This window comes from Acinetobacter sp. Ag2 (genome assembly GCF_001005515.1).
Classification (GTDB): Bacteria; Pseudomonadota; Gammaproteobacteria; order Pseudomonadales; family Moraxellaceae; genus Acinetobacter; species Acinetobacter bereziniae.
In genome coordinates, this window is the sequence record NZ_LBNA01000015.1 from 1 (window position 1) to 17,361 (window position 17,361).

At 37.7% G+C, this 17,361-nt stretch carries 16 protein-coding genes and 1 riboswitch; of the genes, 4 read left to right on the plus strand and 12 right to left on the minus strand.

All coding sequences use genetic code 11. The annotated features are described in order from the left end of the window. Nucleotides 1–232: 232 nt before the first annotated feature. On the minus strand, nucleotides 233–553 hold the full coding sequence (locus AAV97_RS00395) for a pyrimidine/purine nucleoside phosphorylase (RefSeq protein ID WP_046759502.1): 321 nt from the start codon (nucleotides 551–553) through the stop codon (nucleotides 233–235). Nucleotides 554–992: 439 nt separating this feature from the next. Further along, complete coding sequence (locus AAV97_RS00400) at nucleotides 993–2,714, minus strand: glutamine--tRNA ligase/YqeY domain fusion protein (RefSeq protein ID WP_046759503.1); 1,722 nt, start codon at nucleotides 2,712–2,714, stop codon at nucleotides 993–995. 167 nt (nucleotides 2,715–2,881) lie between these two features. Here AAV97_RS00400 and AAV97_RS00405 point away from each other — a divergent pair, with 167 nt between their 5' ends. The 3 genes from AAV97_RS00405 to nfsB all read left to right on the plus strand — a co-directional run bounded on the left by AAV97_RS00405 (nucleotide 2,882) and on the right by nfsB (nucleotide 5,305). Beyond that, on the plus strand, nucleotides 2,882–3,391 hold the full coding sequence (locus tag AAV97_RS00405; RefSeq protein ID WP_004830577.1) for a peptidylprolyl isomerase: 510 nt from the start codon (nucleotides 2,882–2,884) through the stop codon (nucleotides 3,389–3,391). A gap of 98 nt (nucleotides 3,392–3,489) precedes the next feature. Then, a complete protein-coding gene (locus AAV97_RS00410) occupies nucleotides 3,490–4,212 on the plus strand; it encodes a UDP-2,3-diacylglucosamine diphosphatase (protein WP_046759504.1) in 723 nt (240 codons plus the stop codon). A gap of 439 nt (nucleotides 4,213–4,651) precedes the next feature. Next, nucleotides 4,652–5,305 carry an oxygen-insensitive NAD(P)H nitroreductase gene (gene nfsB / locus AAV97_RS00415; protein WP_046759505.1) on the plus strand — a complete coding sequence of 218 codons (654 nt, stop codon included), beginning with the start codon at nucleotides 4,652–4,654 and terminating at the stop codon, nucleotides 5,303–5,305. A 91-nt stretch (nucleotides 5,306–5,396) separates the two neighbouring features. Here the strand turns inward: nfsB and AAV97_RS00420 are convergent, their stop codons facing one another. The 10 genes from AAV97_RS00420 to AAV97_RS00465 all read right to left on the minus strand — a co-directional run bounded on the left by AAV97_RS00420 (nucleotide 5,397) and on the right by AAV97_RS00465 (nucleotide 16,227). Next, on the minus strand, nucleotides 5,397–6,641 hold the full coding sequence (locus AAV97_RS00420; protein ID WP_004830572.1) for a D-amino acid dehydrogenase: 1,245 nt from the start codon (nucleotides 6,639–6,641) through the stop codon (nucleotides 5,397–5,399). A gap of 172 nt (nucleotides 6,642–6,813) precedes the next feature. Further along, nucleotides 6,814–6,902: riboswitch (glycine riboswitch) on the minus strand. A gap of 72 nt (nucleotides 6,903–6,974) precedes the next feature. Further along, on the minus strand, nucleotides 6,975–7,463 hold the full coding sequence (locus AAV97_RS00425; RefSeq protein WP_004830571.1) for a hypothetical protein: 489 nt from the start codon (nucleotides 7,461–7,463) through the stop codon (nucleotides 6,975–6,977). A gap of 120 nt (nucleotides 7,464–7,583) precedes the next feature. Beyond that, on the minus strand, nucleotides 7,584–8,240 hold the full coding sequence (locus AAV97_RS00430; RefSeq protein WP_046759506.1) for an Imm19 family immunity protein: 657 nt from the start codon (nucleotides 8,238–8,240) through the stop codon (nucleotides 7,584–7,586). Between the two features lie 20 nt (nucleotides 8,241–8,260). After that, complete coding sequence (locus AAV97_RS00435; RefSeq protein ID WP_046759507.1) at nucleotides 8,261–9,529, minus strand: D-amino acid dehydrogenase; 1,269 nt, start codon at nucleotides 9,527–9,529, stop codon at nucleotides 8,261–8,263. Nucleotides 9,530–10,043: 514 nt separating this feature from the next. Next, nucleotides 10,044–11,180, minus strand: a complete 1,137-nt coding sequence (rodA, locus tag AAV97_RS00440) for a rod shape-determining protein RodA (RefSeq protein WP_004830568.1) — start codon at nucleotides 11,178–11,180, stop codon at nucleotides 10,044–10,046. A 101-nt stretch (nucleotides 11,181–11,281) separates the two neighbouring features. After that, nucleotides 11,282–12,007 carry a 2-C-methyl-D-erythritol 4-phosphate cytidylyltransferase gene (ispD, locus tag AAV97_RS00445; RefSeq protein WP_005031833.1) on the minus strand — a complete coding sequence of 242 codons (726 nt, stop codon included), beginning with the start codon at nucleotides 12,005–12,007 and terminating at the stop codon, nucleotides 11,282–11,284. After that, entirely contained in the window at nucleotides 11,970–12,356 is a 387-nt protein-coding gene (ftsB, locus tag AAV97_RS00450) for a cell division protein FtsB (RefSeq protein WP_004830565.1), read from the minus strand. The genes ispD and ftsB overlap by 38 nt, the downstream gene beginning before the upstream one ends. Before the next feature lie 10 nt (nucleotides 12,357–12,366). Then, nucleotides 12,367–13,656: a phosphopyruvate hydratase gene (gene eno / locus AAV97_RS00455; protein WP_004830564.1), complete on the minus strand. Its 1,290-nt coding sequence runs from the start codon at nucleotides 13,654–13,656 to the stop codon at nucleotides 12,367–12,369. A gap of 45 nt (nucleotides 13,657–13,701) precedes the next feature. Beyond that, the gene (kdsA, locus tag AAV97_RS00460) at nucleotides 13,702–14,559 is read right to left on the minus strand and encodes a 3-deoxy-8-phosphooctulonate synthase (protein WP_004830563.1); all 858 of its coding nucleotides are present in this window, start codon (nucleotides 14,557–14,559) and stop codon (nucleotides 13,702–13,704) included. A gap of 27 nt (nucleotides 14,560–14,586) precedes the next feature. After that, complete coding sequence (locus tag AAV97_RS00465; RefSeq protein WP_004830562.1) at nucleotides 14,587–16,227, minus strand: CTP synthase; 1,641 nt, start codon at nucleotides 16,225–16,227, stop codon at nucleotides 14,587–14,589. A 229-nt stretch (nucleotides 16,228–16,456) separates the two neighbouring features. Here AAV97_RS00465 and AAV97_RS00470 point away from each other — a divergent pair, with 229 nt between their 5' ends. Continuing rightward, nucleotides 16,457–16,921 (plus strand): hypothetical protein, encoded by a 465-nt coding sequence (locus AAV97_RS00470; protein ID WP_004830561.1) that lies wholly within the window; start codon nucleotides 16,457–16,459, stop codon nucleotides 16,919–16,921. Nucleotides 16,922–17,361: the final 440 nt, after the last annotated feature.

The window sequence follows — 17,361 nt, forward strand, 5'->3', positions numbered from 1 at the left end:
AGGCATAGCGAATAGTAAAATTGGGTTTGGCGATTTAATTTTACTACTTCGCTATTTTTTAATCTAAAAGTGTCAACACACCCTAATATCATTATTGAAAATTTTTATTATTAGGTATTTTCACAGCCTCATATTTTGAGAAATGCTATGATCTATTTACGGTCGCGTTGTCAATATTTAAGTTGGTTACCTTTACGGAGCTTCACTGATCATACTGCAACAAAGAATGGGCTTATTCCAAATGACAAATATAATCGACCACTTCTGTGGATTGCATACTAAAACGGCTATTTGCAGGAACTGTAAAAAACGCACCTGGATGATACACCTCAGTTTCTTCACTCTGCTCTCTTTTTACAAAACATTTCCCAGAAATAATTTCGATTTTTTCGCAGACATGTGTTTCAAAAGTTAAAGGTTTGTCTGTGGGCAAAATGACGCCTAATGTTTTTTTAGAACCATCTTGGCATTCAATTACATAGCTAATCGAACGTCCTTTATAATGGATATTGGGTTTAATACGCACCGTAACTGCATCAAATTGAGAAGACATTGGCTGACCCTGATTATTATTTGTACGTTTAATATATCGCTTTTATATCCCTCAGCTCAATCAATTTTATTGAACATAAAAAACCTAGCCGAAGCTAGGTTTCTTACTATTATTAAATTATTTAACCTGAGTTCGATATAAAAATCTTGATGAAATATGATACTCGGAAAAGTCATCCGCAACTGTTTGAGGCAGGACTACTTCTATAAAGTATTGTTTCTGTGACTGATTAAATATGTTGCTGGTGGTTGACGAGTTTTGCGGTGAGCAGCGATATCGCTGCGCAAGATGGTTAGCCTTGCGGAGCTTCGCTCCTCATCCCGAAAGAAAAGTAGGGCTAGCCGCAGGCTGATCCTTAAATTGGGTGAAAACGCAGCAAGACTCCGTCGAGACTTATTTTTTTTCAATGAGTTGAAGATGTGGTTGCATCCAATTCACGCTATTTACCCGGCTTAAAGCTGTCTTTCAAATCCAGAATACGGTTAAACACAGGTTTTTCAGCTGCATGGTCATATTGATCTGCAACAAAATAACCTTCTCGTTCAAATTGGAAACGATCTTCTGGTTTTGCTTGAGCCAAAGCAGGTTCAACCACTGCTTGGACAATTTTTAAAGATTCAGGATTTAAAAACTTCAAGAAATCATCATCAGCATCAGGCGCAGCTTCTGTAAATAAACGATCATAAATACGCACTTCGGCAGGAATACCTTGAGTTGCAGAGACCCAATGAATAACGCCTTTTACTTTACGACCTTCTGGATTTTTACCTAAAGTTTCAGGGTCAATTGAACATTTCAGCTCAACAACTTCACCATTTTCATCTTTAATCACTTCGTCACATTTGATCACATAGGCATGACGTAAACGAACTTCACCATCTGGAACCAAACGTTTGAAGCCTTTTGGTGGTACTTCTTCAAAATCTTTACGATCAATATAGATTTCTGTGCTTAAAGGAATAATGCGATCACCCATATCAACATTTGGATGGCGTGCATGATTGAGTTGCATATCCGCAGGTAAATTGGTTAATGTTACTTTCAAAGGATTTAATACAGCCATACCACGCGCTGCTGTATTTTCAAGCGACTGACGAATACAGAACTCCAGCATTGCCACATCAACAATACCATCCGTTTTAGACACACCAACACGCTTACAGAAATCACGTAAACCTTCAGGAGTAAATCCACGACGACGCATCCCCACAACAGTTGGCATACGTGGGTCATCCCAACCATTAACATAATTGCCTTCAACCAACTTACGTAATTTGCGCTTAGACGTAATGGTGTAATCTACGTTTAAACGGCTAGACTCATACTGACGTGGCACAGCTTTAGAATGAACTTTTTCAACAATCCAATCGTAGAATGGACGGTGGTCTTGGAACTCCAATGTACATAATGAATGAGTAATGCCTTCTATCGCGTCTGACAATGGATGCGCATAGTCATACATTGGGTACATTTTCCATTTATCACCTGTTTGATGATGTTCTGAATGAAGTACACGATATAAAATTGGATCACGCATATGCACATTTGGAGATGTCATATCAATCTTGGCACGCAATACTGCTTCGCCTTCAGCAAATTCACCATTATTCATTTTTTCAAAACGAACAAGATTCTCTTCAACAGAAGTATCACGATAAGGTGAGTTTTTACCTGGCTCTACGAAATTACCACGATTAATTCTAATTTCTTCAGGGCTTTGCAAATCTACATAAGCATCACCTTGTTTGATTAACTGGATTGCCCAAGCATGCAATTGGTCAAAATAGCTTGATGCATAACGTGGTTCGCCATTCCATTCAAAGCCCAACCATTTTACATCGTTGGCAATTCCGTCGACATATTCTTGTTCTTCAGCATCAGGATTGGTGTCATCAAAACGTAAGTTACATAAACCTTCATATTCTTCGGCAATACCGAAATTCAAGCAAATCGCTTTAACATGACCGATATGCAAATATCCATTTGGCTCAGGTGGAAAACGAGTCACGACTTGTTGTGTACGACCTGTTGAAAGATCATCAGTAATCACTTGACGTACGAAATCTAAGCCCGGTTGTTGTTCTTGCTGCGCATTATCGACAGGGCTGGCATTATTTGTCGGGCTTTTCGGCAGTTCTGAAACAACATCATTTGGCTTCATAGTTGATAAATCACTTCTAAAAGTTAAAATTGAATATAGAAAATGCGATTTTATCCTTTTTAACAAAAGAATTTCACATTTTTACTTGCTATGTAGTTTACAGTTTGCTTATGCTTCTCTCAACCAAAAACCCATGACATTTTTCGTCATGATTAGGAGATTATAGAATGAGTTTTCCTCAAGTCGAATTAAACACCAACAAAGGACGTATTGTTCTTGAACTTAACTCTGAAAAAGCACCAAAAACTGTTGCTAACTTTTTAGAATATGTTCGTGATGGTTTTTATGATGGCGTAATCTTCCATCGTGTTATTGACGGTTTTATGATCCAAGGCGGTGGCATGGATGAAAACTTCAAAGAAAAAACAACGCGTGATTCAATTGAAAATGAAGCTGACAACGGTTTGAGCAATGACGAAGGTACGATTGCGATGGCACGTACACAAGCACCTCACTCTGCTTCTGCACAATTCTTTATCAACGTAAAAAATAACTCTTTCCTTAACCATACAGGTAAAACTGCACAAGGCTGGGGTTATGCCGTATTTGGTAAAGTGACTGAAGGTATGGATGTTGTTGAAGCAATTAAAGGTGTTCGTACTGGCAACCGTGGTTACCACGCTGACGTTCCACTTGAAAATGTGGTTATCGAATCTGCAAAAATCATTGCTGAATAATAAATAAATCCTAGGCTGTGTTCTTTGATTAAAGAACAACAATGCAGCTTGTCCTGTCATAAGGTGCTGCTGAGTAGGATAATTTTATAGGAAAAAAAGTGACCTATCTGTTTATCGCTGATTTACATTTGTCACCAGAACACCCTCGACTGGTTCGAGGGTTTTTTGATTTATTGGATCAATATAAAACTCAAAATACTCAATTATTTATTCTGGGTGACTGGTTTAATGCTTGGATTGGCGACGATTATAATGCACCATGGCTAGATGAAGTTGTTCAACATTTACAACAATTTAACCAAGCAGGTAATCAAATTTACTTTCAAGTCGGCAATCGTGATTTTGCTTTAGGGCAAGCATTTCTTGATCAATTCAATGGCAAACTGCTGCCTGATATTTACACACTGACAATCGCGAAAACACATTTTCGTTTAGAACACGGCGATGCCTTATGTACTGATGATGTTGCTTATCAAAGATTTAAGAAAGTCATTCGTAATCCTCTTGTATTAAAAATCTTAAAAAGTACACCACTAAACTTTAGACAAAAACTTGCCAATGGTTTTCGTAAACGAAGTCGTGAATCTCAGCAAAATAAATCTTATGAAATTATGGATGTCAATTCAAAGGCTGTAGAACAGGCTTTAGAAAATACGGATATCTTGATTCATGGACATACCCATCGTCCCGCAATCCACGATGTAAAGAATAAACCTCGAATTGTCCTTGGCGATTGGCGAGAAAAAACCTCAGAAGCCATGATTTTAGAGGTAGACGAAAATGCACAATGGCATTTTATTCAATGGGTGATTCAAGAATAACTCAAGAAAACATATCGTCCAAAATTGTTTATTTTTTCCTCGACATCTACAAACTTGATTGCAATCTCCAACTCACAATATTGAATATCTATAATTTGTTGGGATATACCACACAAACTATTTAAACTTTCTATGATTTGTAAATGTAGATTTACAGTTATGACCTTCAAAAATTATATTTATGTAATAACAAAGGTTTAAAAATGAAGACGTCGTAAATCCATTCAGAAAGCAACTCAAAACTTTATTTTCAAGAATTCTAATAAAAGCAATGATATGAATCAGGTTTTTAACATCTAAAGATTGAAAATTATAGTTGAAATTTATACAAACATTTTAATTCACTCATGATTTTCATGTTTATTTACGATTTTAACATTCACTTTGAGGCGTTTTAGCATAGAATATATCGAAAATTTACGATATATGAGATACCTTCATGGACCTACTCACTGTAGCTAAAACTCGTTATACCACCAAGGCTTATGATGCGACAAAGAAAATACCTCAAGAACAATTTGAGCGTTTAATTGAAATTTTACGTTTAACTCCATCTTCGCTCAATATTCAGCCATGGCATTTTTTTATTGCAGATCAAAATAGAGAAAAGCAGCGTATTGCAAAAGCCCTTGTTGGCAAATATGCCTATAACGCACCCAAAGTATTAGATTCATCACATACAATTGTATTCTGCACCCAAGCAGATATCAGTGAACAACATCTGGCAAATTTATTACAACAAGATGATCTAAGTGGGCGTTTTAAAGATGCACAAGCTAAACAAGATCAAAACGATGGTCGTAATGGATATATCTCATATTATCGTAATGAAAAAGGAGACATTCAGCGCTGGGCTGAAAATCAAACCTTTATTGCACTTGGGCAAATGCTTTTAGCAGCAGGGATTGAAGGCATAGATGCTACCCCGATTGGTGGTTTTGATGAAGCAATTTTAACTGAAGAATTGGGTTTAACTGAAAAGAATTTAATTCCTTCTGTCATTATGACACTCGGTTATCGCAGTGATGTCGATTTCAACGCTAAATTGCCTAAATCTCGTTTAGCTCAAAAAGATGTGATTACTCGTCTTTAAAATAGAACACGTAGATTTGCAAAGAGTGGCTTATATCCGCTCTTTGCAATTAAGCATATCCATGCTTTCTTTAGTTTTATAAGGCTTATCTTTATAAAGGATGTGAGCTTGCAACTTCTTGACTGATCATTACAGCAGTTGCAGCAGATAATGTCCAACCCAAATGCCCATGCCCTGTGTTATAGAATACACGTTCACGTTTACCTCGTTTTACCACAGGCATCATATTTGGCATCATTGGACGTAACCCTGCCCAAGGCACGCAATGCTCTGTCGATATATCAAAATTTTTATTGACCCAATCTGTCAAAGGCTGAATACGATCAGAACGAATGTCACGGTTATAACCGTTGAATTCCGCAGTACCTGCAATACGTAGGCGATTCGCACCTAAACGAGACGTTACAATTTTTGCACTTTCATCGAGCAAACTGACCCAAGGTGCACCATTGATACTTTTTTCATCATTAAGCTGTACAGTGATTGAATAACCTTTTACAGGATAAACATTCACACGATCACCAAGTTGATTGGCGAGTTGATAACTGCCGACTCCGCCACAAATCACAACTGCATCAGCACTCAATTGCTCAATAGCAACCGAATGACCTTCCATATTTTCAACACTTGGGTGGTATTGAATATTAACGCCATTTGCTGTGTGCTCAACATTCACGACTTCCATACCAAATAAATATTTTACCCCATATTTTTCAGTGGCTTTGGCGAGACCTGTCGTAAACTTATGAATATCACCTGTTGCATCACCTGGACAATAAAAACCACCGTAATATTCACCAGTTAAACTTGGTTCAATGGATTTAATTTCCTCATTGGTGACGGCATGACGCTCTAGACCACCTTTACATAACAATGCATTGACACTGGTTGCAACTTTATAATCATATTCAGAATGGTAGAAATGCAAAATTCCACGTTTTTCTAAATCAAAATCAATACCTTCTTGTTCAGCAATGCTAAACAATCTTTGACGTGCTAACAGCGCCATTCTGACCGTGTCTTGTGTATTAGTTTCATAATGTTTGATATTACCGAGGAATTCTACTAACCAAGCATATTTATGTAAGTCAAAAGAAGGATTGAGCAACAATGGTGCATCTTTTTTTGCCATCCATTTAATGCCCTTGAGTACCGTAGACTTTTGATTCCATACTTCTGCATTACACGCAGAGAGTTGTCCACCATTGGCAAATGAGGTTTCCATAGCAGGAAATAAATGTTTATCAATAACAGTTACTTGATAACCTAATTGAGCAAGTTCGTAAGCTGAGGTTACACCTGTAATACCCGAACCAATTATGACCACATGACACATACACACACTCCTTTGAAATGTAATTCTTCTCATTACATTGTCAATGTATGCCCCATCTGTCATGTGTACCTGAGAGCTTCGATAAAAACCTAAACTATTTAGGTTTTACCTTCCCCTTCGGTGAGCCATTTCTTTTTTGTTTTCAATAGAATGACTTCTCTCCAGAGGTTTTACAATAATTACAGTCCTTTTGCCTGAGAGTTTCCGGGGTCGTTGCTCCTTCGGCGAGTCTACAAGAGACTTCTCTCCTGCAATCATCTTTCCTTTTATATAGCAATGTATATGCCATTTTGAATAAAATAGATACACTTTTGCGGTAATGAATCGTAAAAATTATTCTGCTTTACCAAACTCTGCTAAAAATTGCTGTTTATCCTCGTCCGTCAAGAATCTTAAAATATAAGCTTGAATACTGTTTTGTTCTAATTGTGCTGTTTGCTCAATTTTGGTTAATGCTACATCGAGTTCAGCCATATTTTCAGCGTATAAGTGCTCCAACCAAATAGCTTCATCAATATCTTGCTCAGTTAAAATCAACGCGACTCCACTTTCGGAAACCAATGCTTCACTGAGTTCTACACTCATATTGCATTGTGTATAAGTCTCACCTGCCCAAGAATTGACCAACAATTGTATATGTGACGCATCCAGTTTTAATTCTACGTATAAATCAGTCGCGGAAAAATACATTATTCTTTCAAATTCTGACTCATAGGCATAAGCTGAAAAATTATCTAATAAATGTTGAATCTGACGATTCTGAGTATTCGCGATTACAGCTATACCATCTACAGCAAAACGTAAAACTTTTAACGCATTCATTTTCTACTCGATAATCTTGACTAGATTTGTTGATTAAATTTGTTGATTACATCTGATCTTATTCCACTTTACCCATTATCGGACTGTAAAGTCGATCAACTGTAGTCTGAAATTTAATCTTTAAATTGTATTTAACAGTTCATTTAACTTTTGGATATGTTCCATATCATCAGGGTGCTGTTGCAAATTACGTACACTATGATTTTGGTGATTACACACTCCAACAGCCTCATCCAGATAAAAATCATTTTGAATGATCAAACCATTCACTATACAGCTGGCAATATATTCTTCATGACCTTGAAAAGATTTTATATTCGATAATCGCTTGGCAATCAGCTCTGTGACAACATTTAACTGGTTCTGTTCAACAGCAAGCATCGGCAGCAACAATAAGAAATCTAAATCCGTCGATTGTAAGCATTGAAACTCTTTCAAACTCAAAAACCATGCTTCAAAATGCCCGCCAATATTGCCGATATACAGATCATTGAGAAAATAACGAATTTCCTCTGGTGTAAATTGAATATCAATGTAGAGTTTAGAATGAATTGCTAAATGATAATGCCGTATTGCCCGATCAGTATGTTCAGGTAAAAAAGACCTGTACCATGCTTCAATCTCTTTGCTATAAAGATCTATTCCTGTCTTCTCCTCAATCGCCTCATCCAAATTCAATTCTTTTTCTTCATCAAAACCACGTAATAATGCAATAAACCAATGCCAAAAATGCTCATTGCTGAATGTGATTTCGTGTTCCAAAATATGTTGACTCATTTGTTCTTTCTTAAATGTAATTAATTATTTACTGCATCATATCGAAACACGTTCAAATCATCGTATTCAATTTGTGGTGTTGTTCCTGAAATAATATCGGAGAGTAGTTTTGCTGAACCGCAAGACATGGTCCAACCCAATGTACCATGTCCAGTATTGGTATATAGGTTTTGATACTTGGTTTTACCAACAATCGGCGTACCATCAGGCGTTGCAGGTCTTAAACCCGTCCAAAAATGTGCATCCGTAATATCACTGGCATTTGGAAATAATTGCTGGAGTACCATCAGCAAGGTATCTTCACGACTTGATTTTAAAGAGCGATCAAAACCATTAATTTCAGCCATTCCTCCAACTCGAATACGGTCATCAAAACGTGTTAAAGCTATTTTATAAGACTCATCTAAGATCGTGGAGATTGGTGATAATGCTGGATCAATAATCTTTGTGGTGATCGAATAACCTTTTAAAGGATATACGGGCGCATCAATATTGAGTTGTTTTAACATCTCATGACTATAGCTGCCCAATGCCATTACATAAACATCACCTTTCAATGAGCTGCCATCTTTAAGTTTAATGGCTGTAATTCGATCTGAATCTTTTTCAATTGTTTCAATCACTGTATTAAAAAGAAAATTTACACCTTGCTGAGCAGCGAGTTCTGCTAATTCAGTGGTAAATTTTTGGCAATCCCCTGTTTGATCATTAGGCAAGCGCAAACCACCAACAAAATCAACAGTCGCATGCGCCAATGCAGGCTCTGCTTTGATCACACCAGCTTTATCTAATAATTCAAATGGCACACCTTCATGCTTTAATACTTCTGTGTCTTTGCCTGCCACATCTAATTGCTGCTGCTTACGAAACAGTTGCAATGTCCCAAGCTGACGTTCATCGAAATGAATTTGGGTTTCTGCACGCAGTTCATCTAAGCAATCACGGCTATATTCTGAAATTCTCACCATTCGCTCTTTGTTGATTTGATAGCGATTGATATTACATTCAGCTAACATTTGTACCATCCACTGATACTGATACATATCTCCAGTTAGTTTAATGGCGAGCGGCGAATGGGGTTGAAACATCCATTTAAATGCTTTTAAAGGAATCCCTGGAGCAGCCCAAGGAGAGGCATAACCTGGAGAAATTTGACCTGCATTCGCAAAACTTGTTTCAAGTGCTACATTCGGTTGACGGTCAATTACAGTGACCTCATGACCTGCTTGTTTGAGATAATATGCCGATGTTGTACCAATAACACCTGCGCCCATGATGATGATATGCATACTGAACCGACCTTATACGAATTTATCGTCTTATAATAAAAAGTTATCTGTTCTAATCTGAATTTTTGCCACTCTTTTAATGTAGCACTTAGAAATAATTTGGCAACACAGATTTCGTATGGAACTGTCACTATGGTTTATACTTTTGAATTATTTAGTTTTTTATCTTAAAATAATCATTTTTTTCATAGAATATATAACAAGGTATATCGCTTTCAGCATATAGTATTGTGATAAAAGTCTTGCTCAGCTCAGAAAGCACGCATATTCACTAATAATGATTATAGAATATATTTTATCCCTTTATGCTTCTTATACACTTCTAAATTGAATAGTCTATAGAGCGCTAATCTGTTGAAAAACTCACTTAGAATGAATTATCTGTATGAATATTCATTCAGCCAGTCTAACCATAAAGTAAATAATTATGACTGATCATATCGCTTAAATTAAAAAAGCTCGCTTCATCTATAAAGATTCAGCGAGCTTTGTCATCATCAGCTTAAGGATAAAATTATCGATGGGTATGGATGGACATTACAATCCCAAAACTTGCCAACAAAGCAATCACGGCTGAACCGCCATAACTCATCAAAGGTAAAGGATCGCCTGTTACAGGCAAAATTCCACTCACCATACCAGAGTTTACAAAAACATAGAAGAATAAGGATAAGCCAATTGTTCCAGCTAAAAGACGTCCATAATTATGAAAGCTATTTAAGCTAATGATCATGCATCTAAAAATCATCGCGGTATACAAGGCAAATAAGAAAAATACTCCAATAAAGCCAAATTCTTCTGCATATGTCGACATGATAAAATCGGTATGGTGTTCTGGTAAGTAGCCTAATTGAGACTGTGTCCCTTCCAAGAATCCTCGCCCTGTCATGCCCCCCGAACCAATTGCAATTTTAGACTGAATAATATTCCAACCAGCCCCCAGTGCATCGGACTCAGGATCAAACAAAGTCATAATTCGTTTCTTTTGATATGCTTGCAAAACAAATGTCCAAATTAATGGAAAAGCCATTGCTAATGCAGCTAGTGTACCAATAATTAAAGTCCATGACATGCCACTGAGAAATAAGGCGAAGACCCCACCAATCACAATACCAATCGCCAAGTCTGGCTGCAGAAGTGCCAATACAAATGGCACTACCATAATCATCAAAGCTACCACAATATGTCTAAACTTGGGAGGTAAAGGATTTCGTGCAAAATACCATGCCATCATTAAAGGCATTGCAAACTTCATAAACTCACTGGGTTGCATACTGCCAATACCGGGTATGGTTAACCAACGTTTTGCGCCTAAGCGTACATCACCAATCAGCAAGACCAAAATCAGTAATAGAATGGCAAATAGATAGAACCATGGGCTAATCGCTTGATAAACTTTGGGTGGAATCTGTGCACAGACAAACAATAAAACAAAACCCACACCAAAGCTGACCGCTTGACGAATCACCATAGTCATGTCTTCCGAAGAAGCACTGTAAACCATCAATAAACCAAGAACAGCATTGATGATTAATAAGCCCAATAACCATGGGTCAAGATGCAATTTATCCCATCTCGACATCTTCTGATTAATACTTAAACCATCTCGAACGGACTGACGTAAAAACTTATACTGGGGCGATGGTGTCATGAATGCAAATCTTAAACCTAGCTTAATCTAGCCAAATTATAGAGATAAATATTCAAGGAGAACATCTATCCTTTGAGAATTATTTTTAATTTCTCAGTTTTTTAATGCATTATTTGTGATTGTAAAATTAACTTCGCCAACTCTAAATCGTCAGGATAAGTGATCTTAATATTATCTGAACGCCCCATCACGACTTGGACAGTGTGATTACTATGTTCTAAAGCACTTGCTTCATCTGTAATCATGACTCCATCGTTAAGCGCTGTTTCAATGGCTGTTTTTAAAATTGAAAATGTTGAAATTTGAGGCGTTTGTGCTTGCCACAATTGATCACGATTCACTGTTTTAACAATATTATGTTGCTGATCAACACGCTTTAAGGTATCTCTCACAGGGATTGCAAGAATCGCATTGCTATTTAAGTTGATTGCTGTATTAAGTAGATTGACAAGACACTCACGTGTTACACATGGACGTGCAGCATCATGTACAAAGACAAAATCATCAGGTTGGGCAAATTGTTCAAGATAGCTTAATGCATTTAGCACGGAGTCAACACGCTCATTGCCACCTAAACAAAAATGACTTAAATGTTTATTTTTTAGAGCCAATGTCTGGGCATAATGATCTTGCTCACCAATTGCAAGTACATAACCCGCAAGTGGCAATTCATTTAAACGGTCGATGGTATGCGCTAAGACTGTTTTATTTTGAATAATTTGATATTGCTTAAGTTCTGTTTTTGAAAAACGACGACCTGAGCCAGCAGCCGGGACAATTGCCCAAATTTTACGGTTGGTCTGGTACAGGTTCGTTATCGTCTTCATTGGTTCTTAAGTCTACATTTGGATCTGTATAAATCTGCTTATAATGGGTACTAATCGTACTCATTTGTACAAATGTTTCATGTGGCTTCACTAGACCGAGATCTAAACGTGCATGTTCTTCTATGGCCTCAGAACCATTTTTCAAATCATACACTTCAGCAGCGAGAATACGGTTACGTTCTTTTAGATCAGCATTGACTTCAGCTTGCTGTTCAATTTGCTGTACTAAAGCTTGGTGAGGAAAATGACCTCCCTCACCAAACCAGAAGCGATATTGCAATACTGCAACGATTAAAATCGCCAGTATTGCAATCACTTTACTTGAAGTAGTTTTAAAGACTTCTAACATTTCAAAGAGATTAATTCAGACCTTTGAATTCAGCTTTACCGCGATAAGCTGCATGAGTCAACTCTTCAATACGAAGTAATTGGTTATATTTTGCAACACGGTCAGAACGGCAAAGTGAACCTGTCTTGATTTGACCAGCAGCAGTACCTACAGCCAAGTCTGCAATTGTAGAATCTTCTGTTTCACCAGAACGATGTGAAATAACTGTGCTATAACCATTTGCTTTAGCAAGATAAATCGCATCTAAAGTTTCTGACAATGTACCAATTTGGTTGTATTTGATTAAGATCGAGTTACCAACTTTCTCATCAATACCACGTTGTAAAATCTTAGGATTAGTTACAAACAAATCGTCACCAACCAATTGGATTTTATCACCGAGAATAGAAGTCAAATAACTCCAACCTTCCCAATCAGACTCATCCAAACCATCTTCGATTGAGATAATTGGATATTGTTTTACAAGACCAGCTAAGTAGTCAGCAAACTGGTTGCTTGTAAATGCTTTGTTGCCTTCACCAGCAAGAATGTATTGACCATTCTTGTAGAATTCAGAAGATGCACAGTCAAGCGCTAACATGATGTCAGAACCCGCTTTATAACCTGTGGTTTCAATAGCAGAAAGAATAACTGTAATCGCTTCTTCGTTTGAACGTAAGTTTGGTGCAAAACCACCTTCGTCACCCACCGCAGTGTTTAAACCTTGCTTTTTCAATACAGATTTCAAAGCATGGAAAATTTCCGCACCAGCACGCAAAGATTCAGCAAATGAAGTGAAGCCTACAGGCTCAATCATGAACTCTTGGATATCAACAGTGTTATCTGCATGAGCACCACCGTTCAAAATATTCATCATTGGAACTGGCATAGTCAAAGTTGTTTGACCACGTAAGTCTGCGATGTATTGGAACAATTCAGTTTTTTTCTCAGTTGCAGCAGCACGTGCAGCAGCTAAAGATACAGCCAAAGTTGCGTTTGCACCTAATTTTTCTTTATTTTCAGTGCCATCAAGCGCAATCATTTTGTCATCAAGCGCTTTTTGTTCAAATACGTTTTGACCTTTTAATAAGTCTTTGATTTGACCATTTACGTTTTGAACTGCAGTGCGAACACCTTTACCTAAGTAACGTGATTTGTCACCGTCACGAAGTTCTAAAGCTTCACGAGAACCAGTTGAAGCACCAGATGGTGCACATGCACGGCCAACAACGCCAGAGTCTAGGATTACGTCTGCTTCGATGGTTGGGTTACCACGAGAGTCCAAAATTTCACGTGCACGAATGTCAACGATTTGGCTCATGAATAATTCCTCAGTTGATTAAAAATAAGATGCTGTTTAAGGGCATCAATGAGTATCTAACTTTTTGAAACCTTTAACTAAGGTATCCAATTCTTTTAATTGTGCTAAGAATGGCTCAAGTTGAGACATACGCAATGCACAAGGTCCATCACATTTTGCTTTTTCAGGATCTGGATGTGCTTCTAAGAACAACCCAGCCAAACCTGTTGCCATACCTGCTCGCGCCAATGTAGTGATTTGCGCACGGCGTCCACCCGCTGAATCTGCACGACCGCCTGGTGTTTGTAAGGCATGGGTGACATCAAAAAATACAGGAACATTCATTTCTTTCATGGTATCAAAACCAAGCATATCAACAACCAAGTTATTGTAGCCAAATGATGTACCACGCTCGCATAGAATGAGCTTATCATTACCAGCTTCTAAACACTTGTTGAGAATATGGCTCATTTCACGCGGAGAAAGGAATTGTGCTTTTTTGATGTTGATAATGGCTTGTGTTTTCGCCATTGCTTCAACCAAATCTGTCTGACGACTTAAAAATGCAGGAAGCTGAATAATATCTGCCACTTCAGCGACAGGTGCAGCTTGGTAAGGTTCGTGAACATCTGTAATAATCGGCACATTAAAATGTTTTTTAATGTCGGCTAACCATTCAATTCCCTTTTCCAAACCTGGACCACGGAATGAATGTAAGCTTGAGCGATTGGCTTTATCAAAACTGGCTTTAAATACATAAGGGATATTTAAGCGCGTACAAATATCAACATAAGTCTCTGCAATTTCAAAAGCCAAGTCTTTCGACTCAAGTACGTTCATTCCGCCGAATAGTACAAATGGCAAGTGATTTGCCATTTGTATATCGCCTAAACGTACAATTTCTTGTGGTTTTAATTGTGACATTTAAACTTCCTAGTTTGTTTTACACACTTACTTACTGTTTTGGTGCTGCTTTTTTGCGGCATCGATAAAACTAGCAAATAATGGATGCCCATCACGTGGTGAACTTGTAAATTCTGGATGGAATTGTACAGCAATAAACCAAGGATGGTCAGGAATTTCTACTGTTTCAACAAGATGTTGCGCAGTTGAATAGCCTGAAATTTTCATGCCTGCTTGTTCAATTGCAGGAATGAAACGATCGTTCATTTCATAGCGATGGCGATGGCGTTCAGTAATTTCTGCTTTCGCATACACTTCACGTGTTTTAGTGCCTTCAACCAACTCGGATGTTTGTGCACCTAAACGCATTGTTCCACCCAGATTTGACTCAGTGCTACGATGCTGAATTTCACCACGTTCGTCTAACCATTCAGTGATTAAACCAATCAATGGGAATTTTGTTGAACGATTAAATTCTGTAGAAGTTGCTTCTGGCATACCTGCAACATGACGAGCAAACTCAATCACAGCCAATTGCATACCCAAGCAAATACCCAAAAATGGTACTTTGTTTTCACGTGCATATTGAATGGCTTGCATTTTACCTTCGGTACCGCGCTCACCAAAGCCACCAGGTACCAAGATCGCATCGACATCTTTTAATATTTCAGCAGGATTTTGGCTTTCCAATTCTTCTGCATTGATATAATCAATTTGAACTTTAACGCGATTTTGAATACCAGCATGTAAAAGTGCTTCATTGACAGATTTATAAGCATCTGGCAATTCAACGTATTTACCGACCATTGCAACACGAATGGTGTATTCAGGATTAAGTAAAGCTTCTACAACGTGATCCCAGTCTGCAAGATCTGCTTCTGGCAAGTTGATATAACCAAAACGTTCACAGATTAAATCATCAACATTTTGTTCGTAGAATGTACGTGGAATTTGATAAATCGAACGTGCATCTTTACAGACCACAACCGCACGCGCTTCAACGTTGGTAAAGAGTGCAATTTTACGTGTGGTATCGGCATCAACATCATGCTCAGTACGACAAATCAAAATGTCAGGCTGAATACCAATCGACAATAACTCTTTCACTGAATGTTGAGTTGGCTTAGTTTTAAGTTCAGCAGCAGACTTGATATAAGGTAATAAAGTCAAATGCATTAACATGGTACGTTTATGACCAAGCTCAACCATCAACTGACGTACAGATTCCATGAATGGGAGGGATTCAATGTCACCGACTGTACCACCGATTTCAACGATAGCAACGTCATAACCTTCGCCTGCACGAAGTACACGCTCTTTAATATTATCCGTAATATGTGGAATAACTTGGACTGTACCACCGAGATAATCACCACGACGTTCTTTATTCAAAACATCTTGATATACACGACCAGACGTAAAGTTATTCAATTTGGTCATTTTGGCACGACGTAAGAAACGTTCGTAATAACCCAAATCTAAATCAGTTTCAGCACCATCTTCTGTGACAAATACTTCACCGTGCTGGAATGGGCTCATCGTCCCAGGATCGACATTAATGTATGGATCCATTTTGACCATGGTTACTTTTAAACCACGGGCTTCTAAAAGTGCAGCAACTGAAGCAGCTGAAATACCTTTACCTAGTGATGATACAACACCACCAGTGACGAATATAAAATGGGTCATCAAGTTTCTCGTACAATGGAGCCTAAATTGGCCTACAATGTTGTGCGATTTTACTTTACCTTGTACCAAGAAAGCAAAGTCAATTCACATCAATTCATAGAACAATAAACAATTGGCTATTCTATCAGCATTTCCAATAAAAATTTAGCACTTGATAAGGTGATTTTTAAATATCATTTTGCTGTTATACTAGTTAACATCTCTCTAATCTGTTTTGTTTTGAGTAATTATGAATAAGAAATTTTTAATTTGTGGCGCAATTGCGACAGCACTACTTGTATCTGCTTGTGTAAAAAAAGAAGAGCCGAAAGAGACTGAGCAAGAGAAAGTTGAAACTGCTCAAACAGCGGCATCTGAACCAGCTCAATTTGAAAGCTTACCGAGTGCTGAACAAAATACTCAACAAGTCGAAATTCCTGCGCATGTAGAAGTTGAACGTACTGAAACAGCGAATACAACAACAGAAATTCGTCGTGAACCAACGCATGAAGCGCTTGCAACAACACAGGCTGCTGAAAATAAACCTGCTGCAACAGAAGCTAAACCGGCAAAAGCAGAGTCAGTGAAGACTGAAACAGCTCAAACTGCACCAAAGACCCAGACTGCTCCGAAAGCAAACTCTGGCACTGCTCAATCTGAAGATGACGCAGTTGCTGCTGCAATCGCTGCAGCTACACCTGCATTGAAAAACTAAAAGCTTATTTTTCAACAAAGAACTAGTTTTTAAGCAAAAAACCAGTCATTCATGACTGGTTTTTTTTGCTACTTATAATCTTCATAACAAATATAATACTAAGATATAGTAAAACCGCCTAATTATTCATACAAGTAATATTTATATGCTACTGATATTAAATAAAATTTATTCTTTTAATAAGATTTTAATGATTCATTTATTTTGCCCTTTTGAATCATAGGTGGTCGTGCTATCGTGAGGCGACATGGATGTCGCCATGTTGAGCGGGGGTATATGAGCAAAAACAAAGCACTGCTTTGTTTGTAGCGCAAGAACCCTATTAGACGAAAGATTTTTGTCACTTTTCAACTCTGAAAAGTGAGGCATCGTCTACGCAAAACAATTTAAACTTTAGAAGTAAAGCATGGCAGTGTAAGCTTTAGATCATCAAACAATCT

Bases quoted from the DNA above. Each gene is read 5' to 3' on its own strand.
- AAV97_RS00395 (WP_046759502.1), bottom strand. From the start codon at position 553: ATGTCTTCTCAATTTGATGCAGTTACGGTGCGTATTAAACCCAATATC.
- AAV97_RS00400 (WP_046759503.1), bottom strand. From the start codon at position 2,714: ATGAAGCCAAATGATGTTGTTTCAGAACTGCCGAAAAGCCCGACAAAT.
- AAV97_RS00405 (WP_004830577.1), top strand. From the start codon at position 2,882: ATGAGTTTTCCTCAAGTCGAATTAAACACCAACAAAGGACGTATTGTT.
- nfsB (WP_046759505.1), top strand. From the start codon at position 4,652: ATGGACCTACTCACTGTAGCTAAAACTCGTTATACCACCAAGGCTTAT.
- AAV97_RS00420 (WP_004830572.1), bottom strand. From the start codon at position 6,641: ATGTGTCATGTGGTCATAATTGGTTCGGGTATTACAGGTGTAACCTCA.
- AAV97_RS00425 (WP_004830571.1), bottom strand. From the start codon at position 7,463: ATGAATGCGTTAAAAGTTTTACGTTTTGCTGTAGATGGTATAGCTGTA.
- AAV97_RS00430 (WP_046759506.1), bottom strand. From the start codon at position 8,240: ATGAGTCAACATATTTTGGAACACGAAATCACATTCAGCAATGAGCAT.
- AAV97_RS00435 (WP_046759507.1), bottom strand. From the start codon at position 9,529: ATGCATATCATCATCATGGGCGCAGGTGTTATTGGTACAACATCGGCA.
- rodA (WP_004830568.1), bottom strand. From the start codon at position 11,180: ATGACACCATCGCCCCAGTATAAGTTTTTACGTCAGTCCGTTCGAGAT.
- ispD (WP_005031833.1), bottom strand. From the start codon at position 12,007: ATGAAGACGATAACGAACCTGTACCAGACCAACCGTAAAATTTGGGCA.
- ftsB (WP_004830565.1), bottom strand. From the start codon at position 12,356: ATGTTAGAAGTCTTTAAAACTACTTCAAGTAAAGTGATTGCAATACTG.
- eno (WP_004830564.1), bottom strand. From the start codon at position 13,656: ATGAGCCAAATCGTTGACATTCGTGCACGTGAAATTTTGGACTCTCGT.
- kdsA (WP_004830563.1), bottom strand. From the start codon at position 14,559: ATGTCACAATTAAAACCACAAGAAATTGTACGTTTAGGCGATATACAA.
- AAV97_RS00465 (WP_004830562.1), bottom strand. From the start codon at position 16,227: ATGACCCATTTTATATTCGTCACTGGTGGTGTTGTATCATCACTAGGT.
- AAV97_RS00470 (WP_004830561.1), top strand. From the start codon at position 16,457: ATGAATAAGAAATTTTTAATTTGTGGCGCAATTGCGACAGCACTACTT.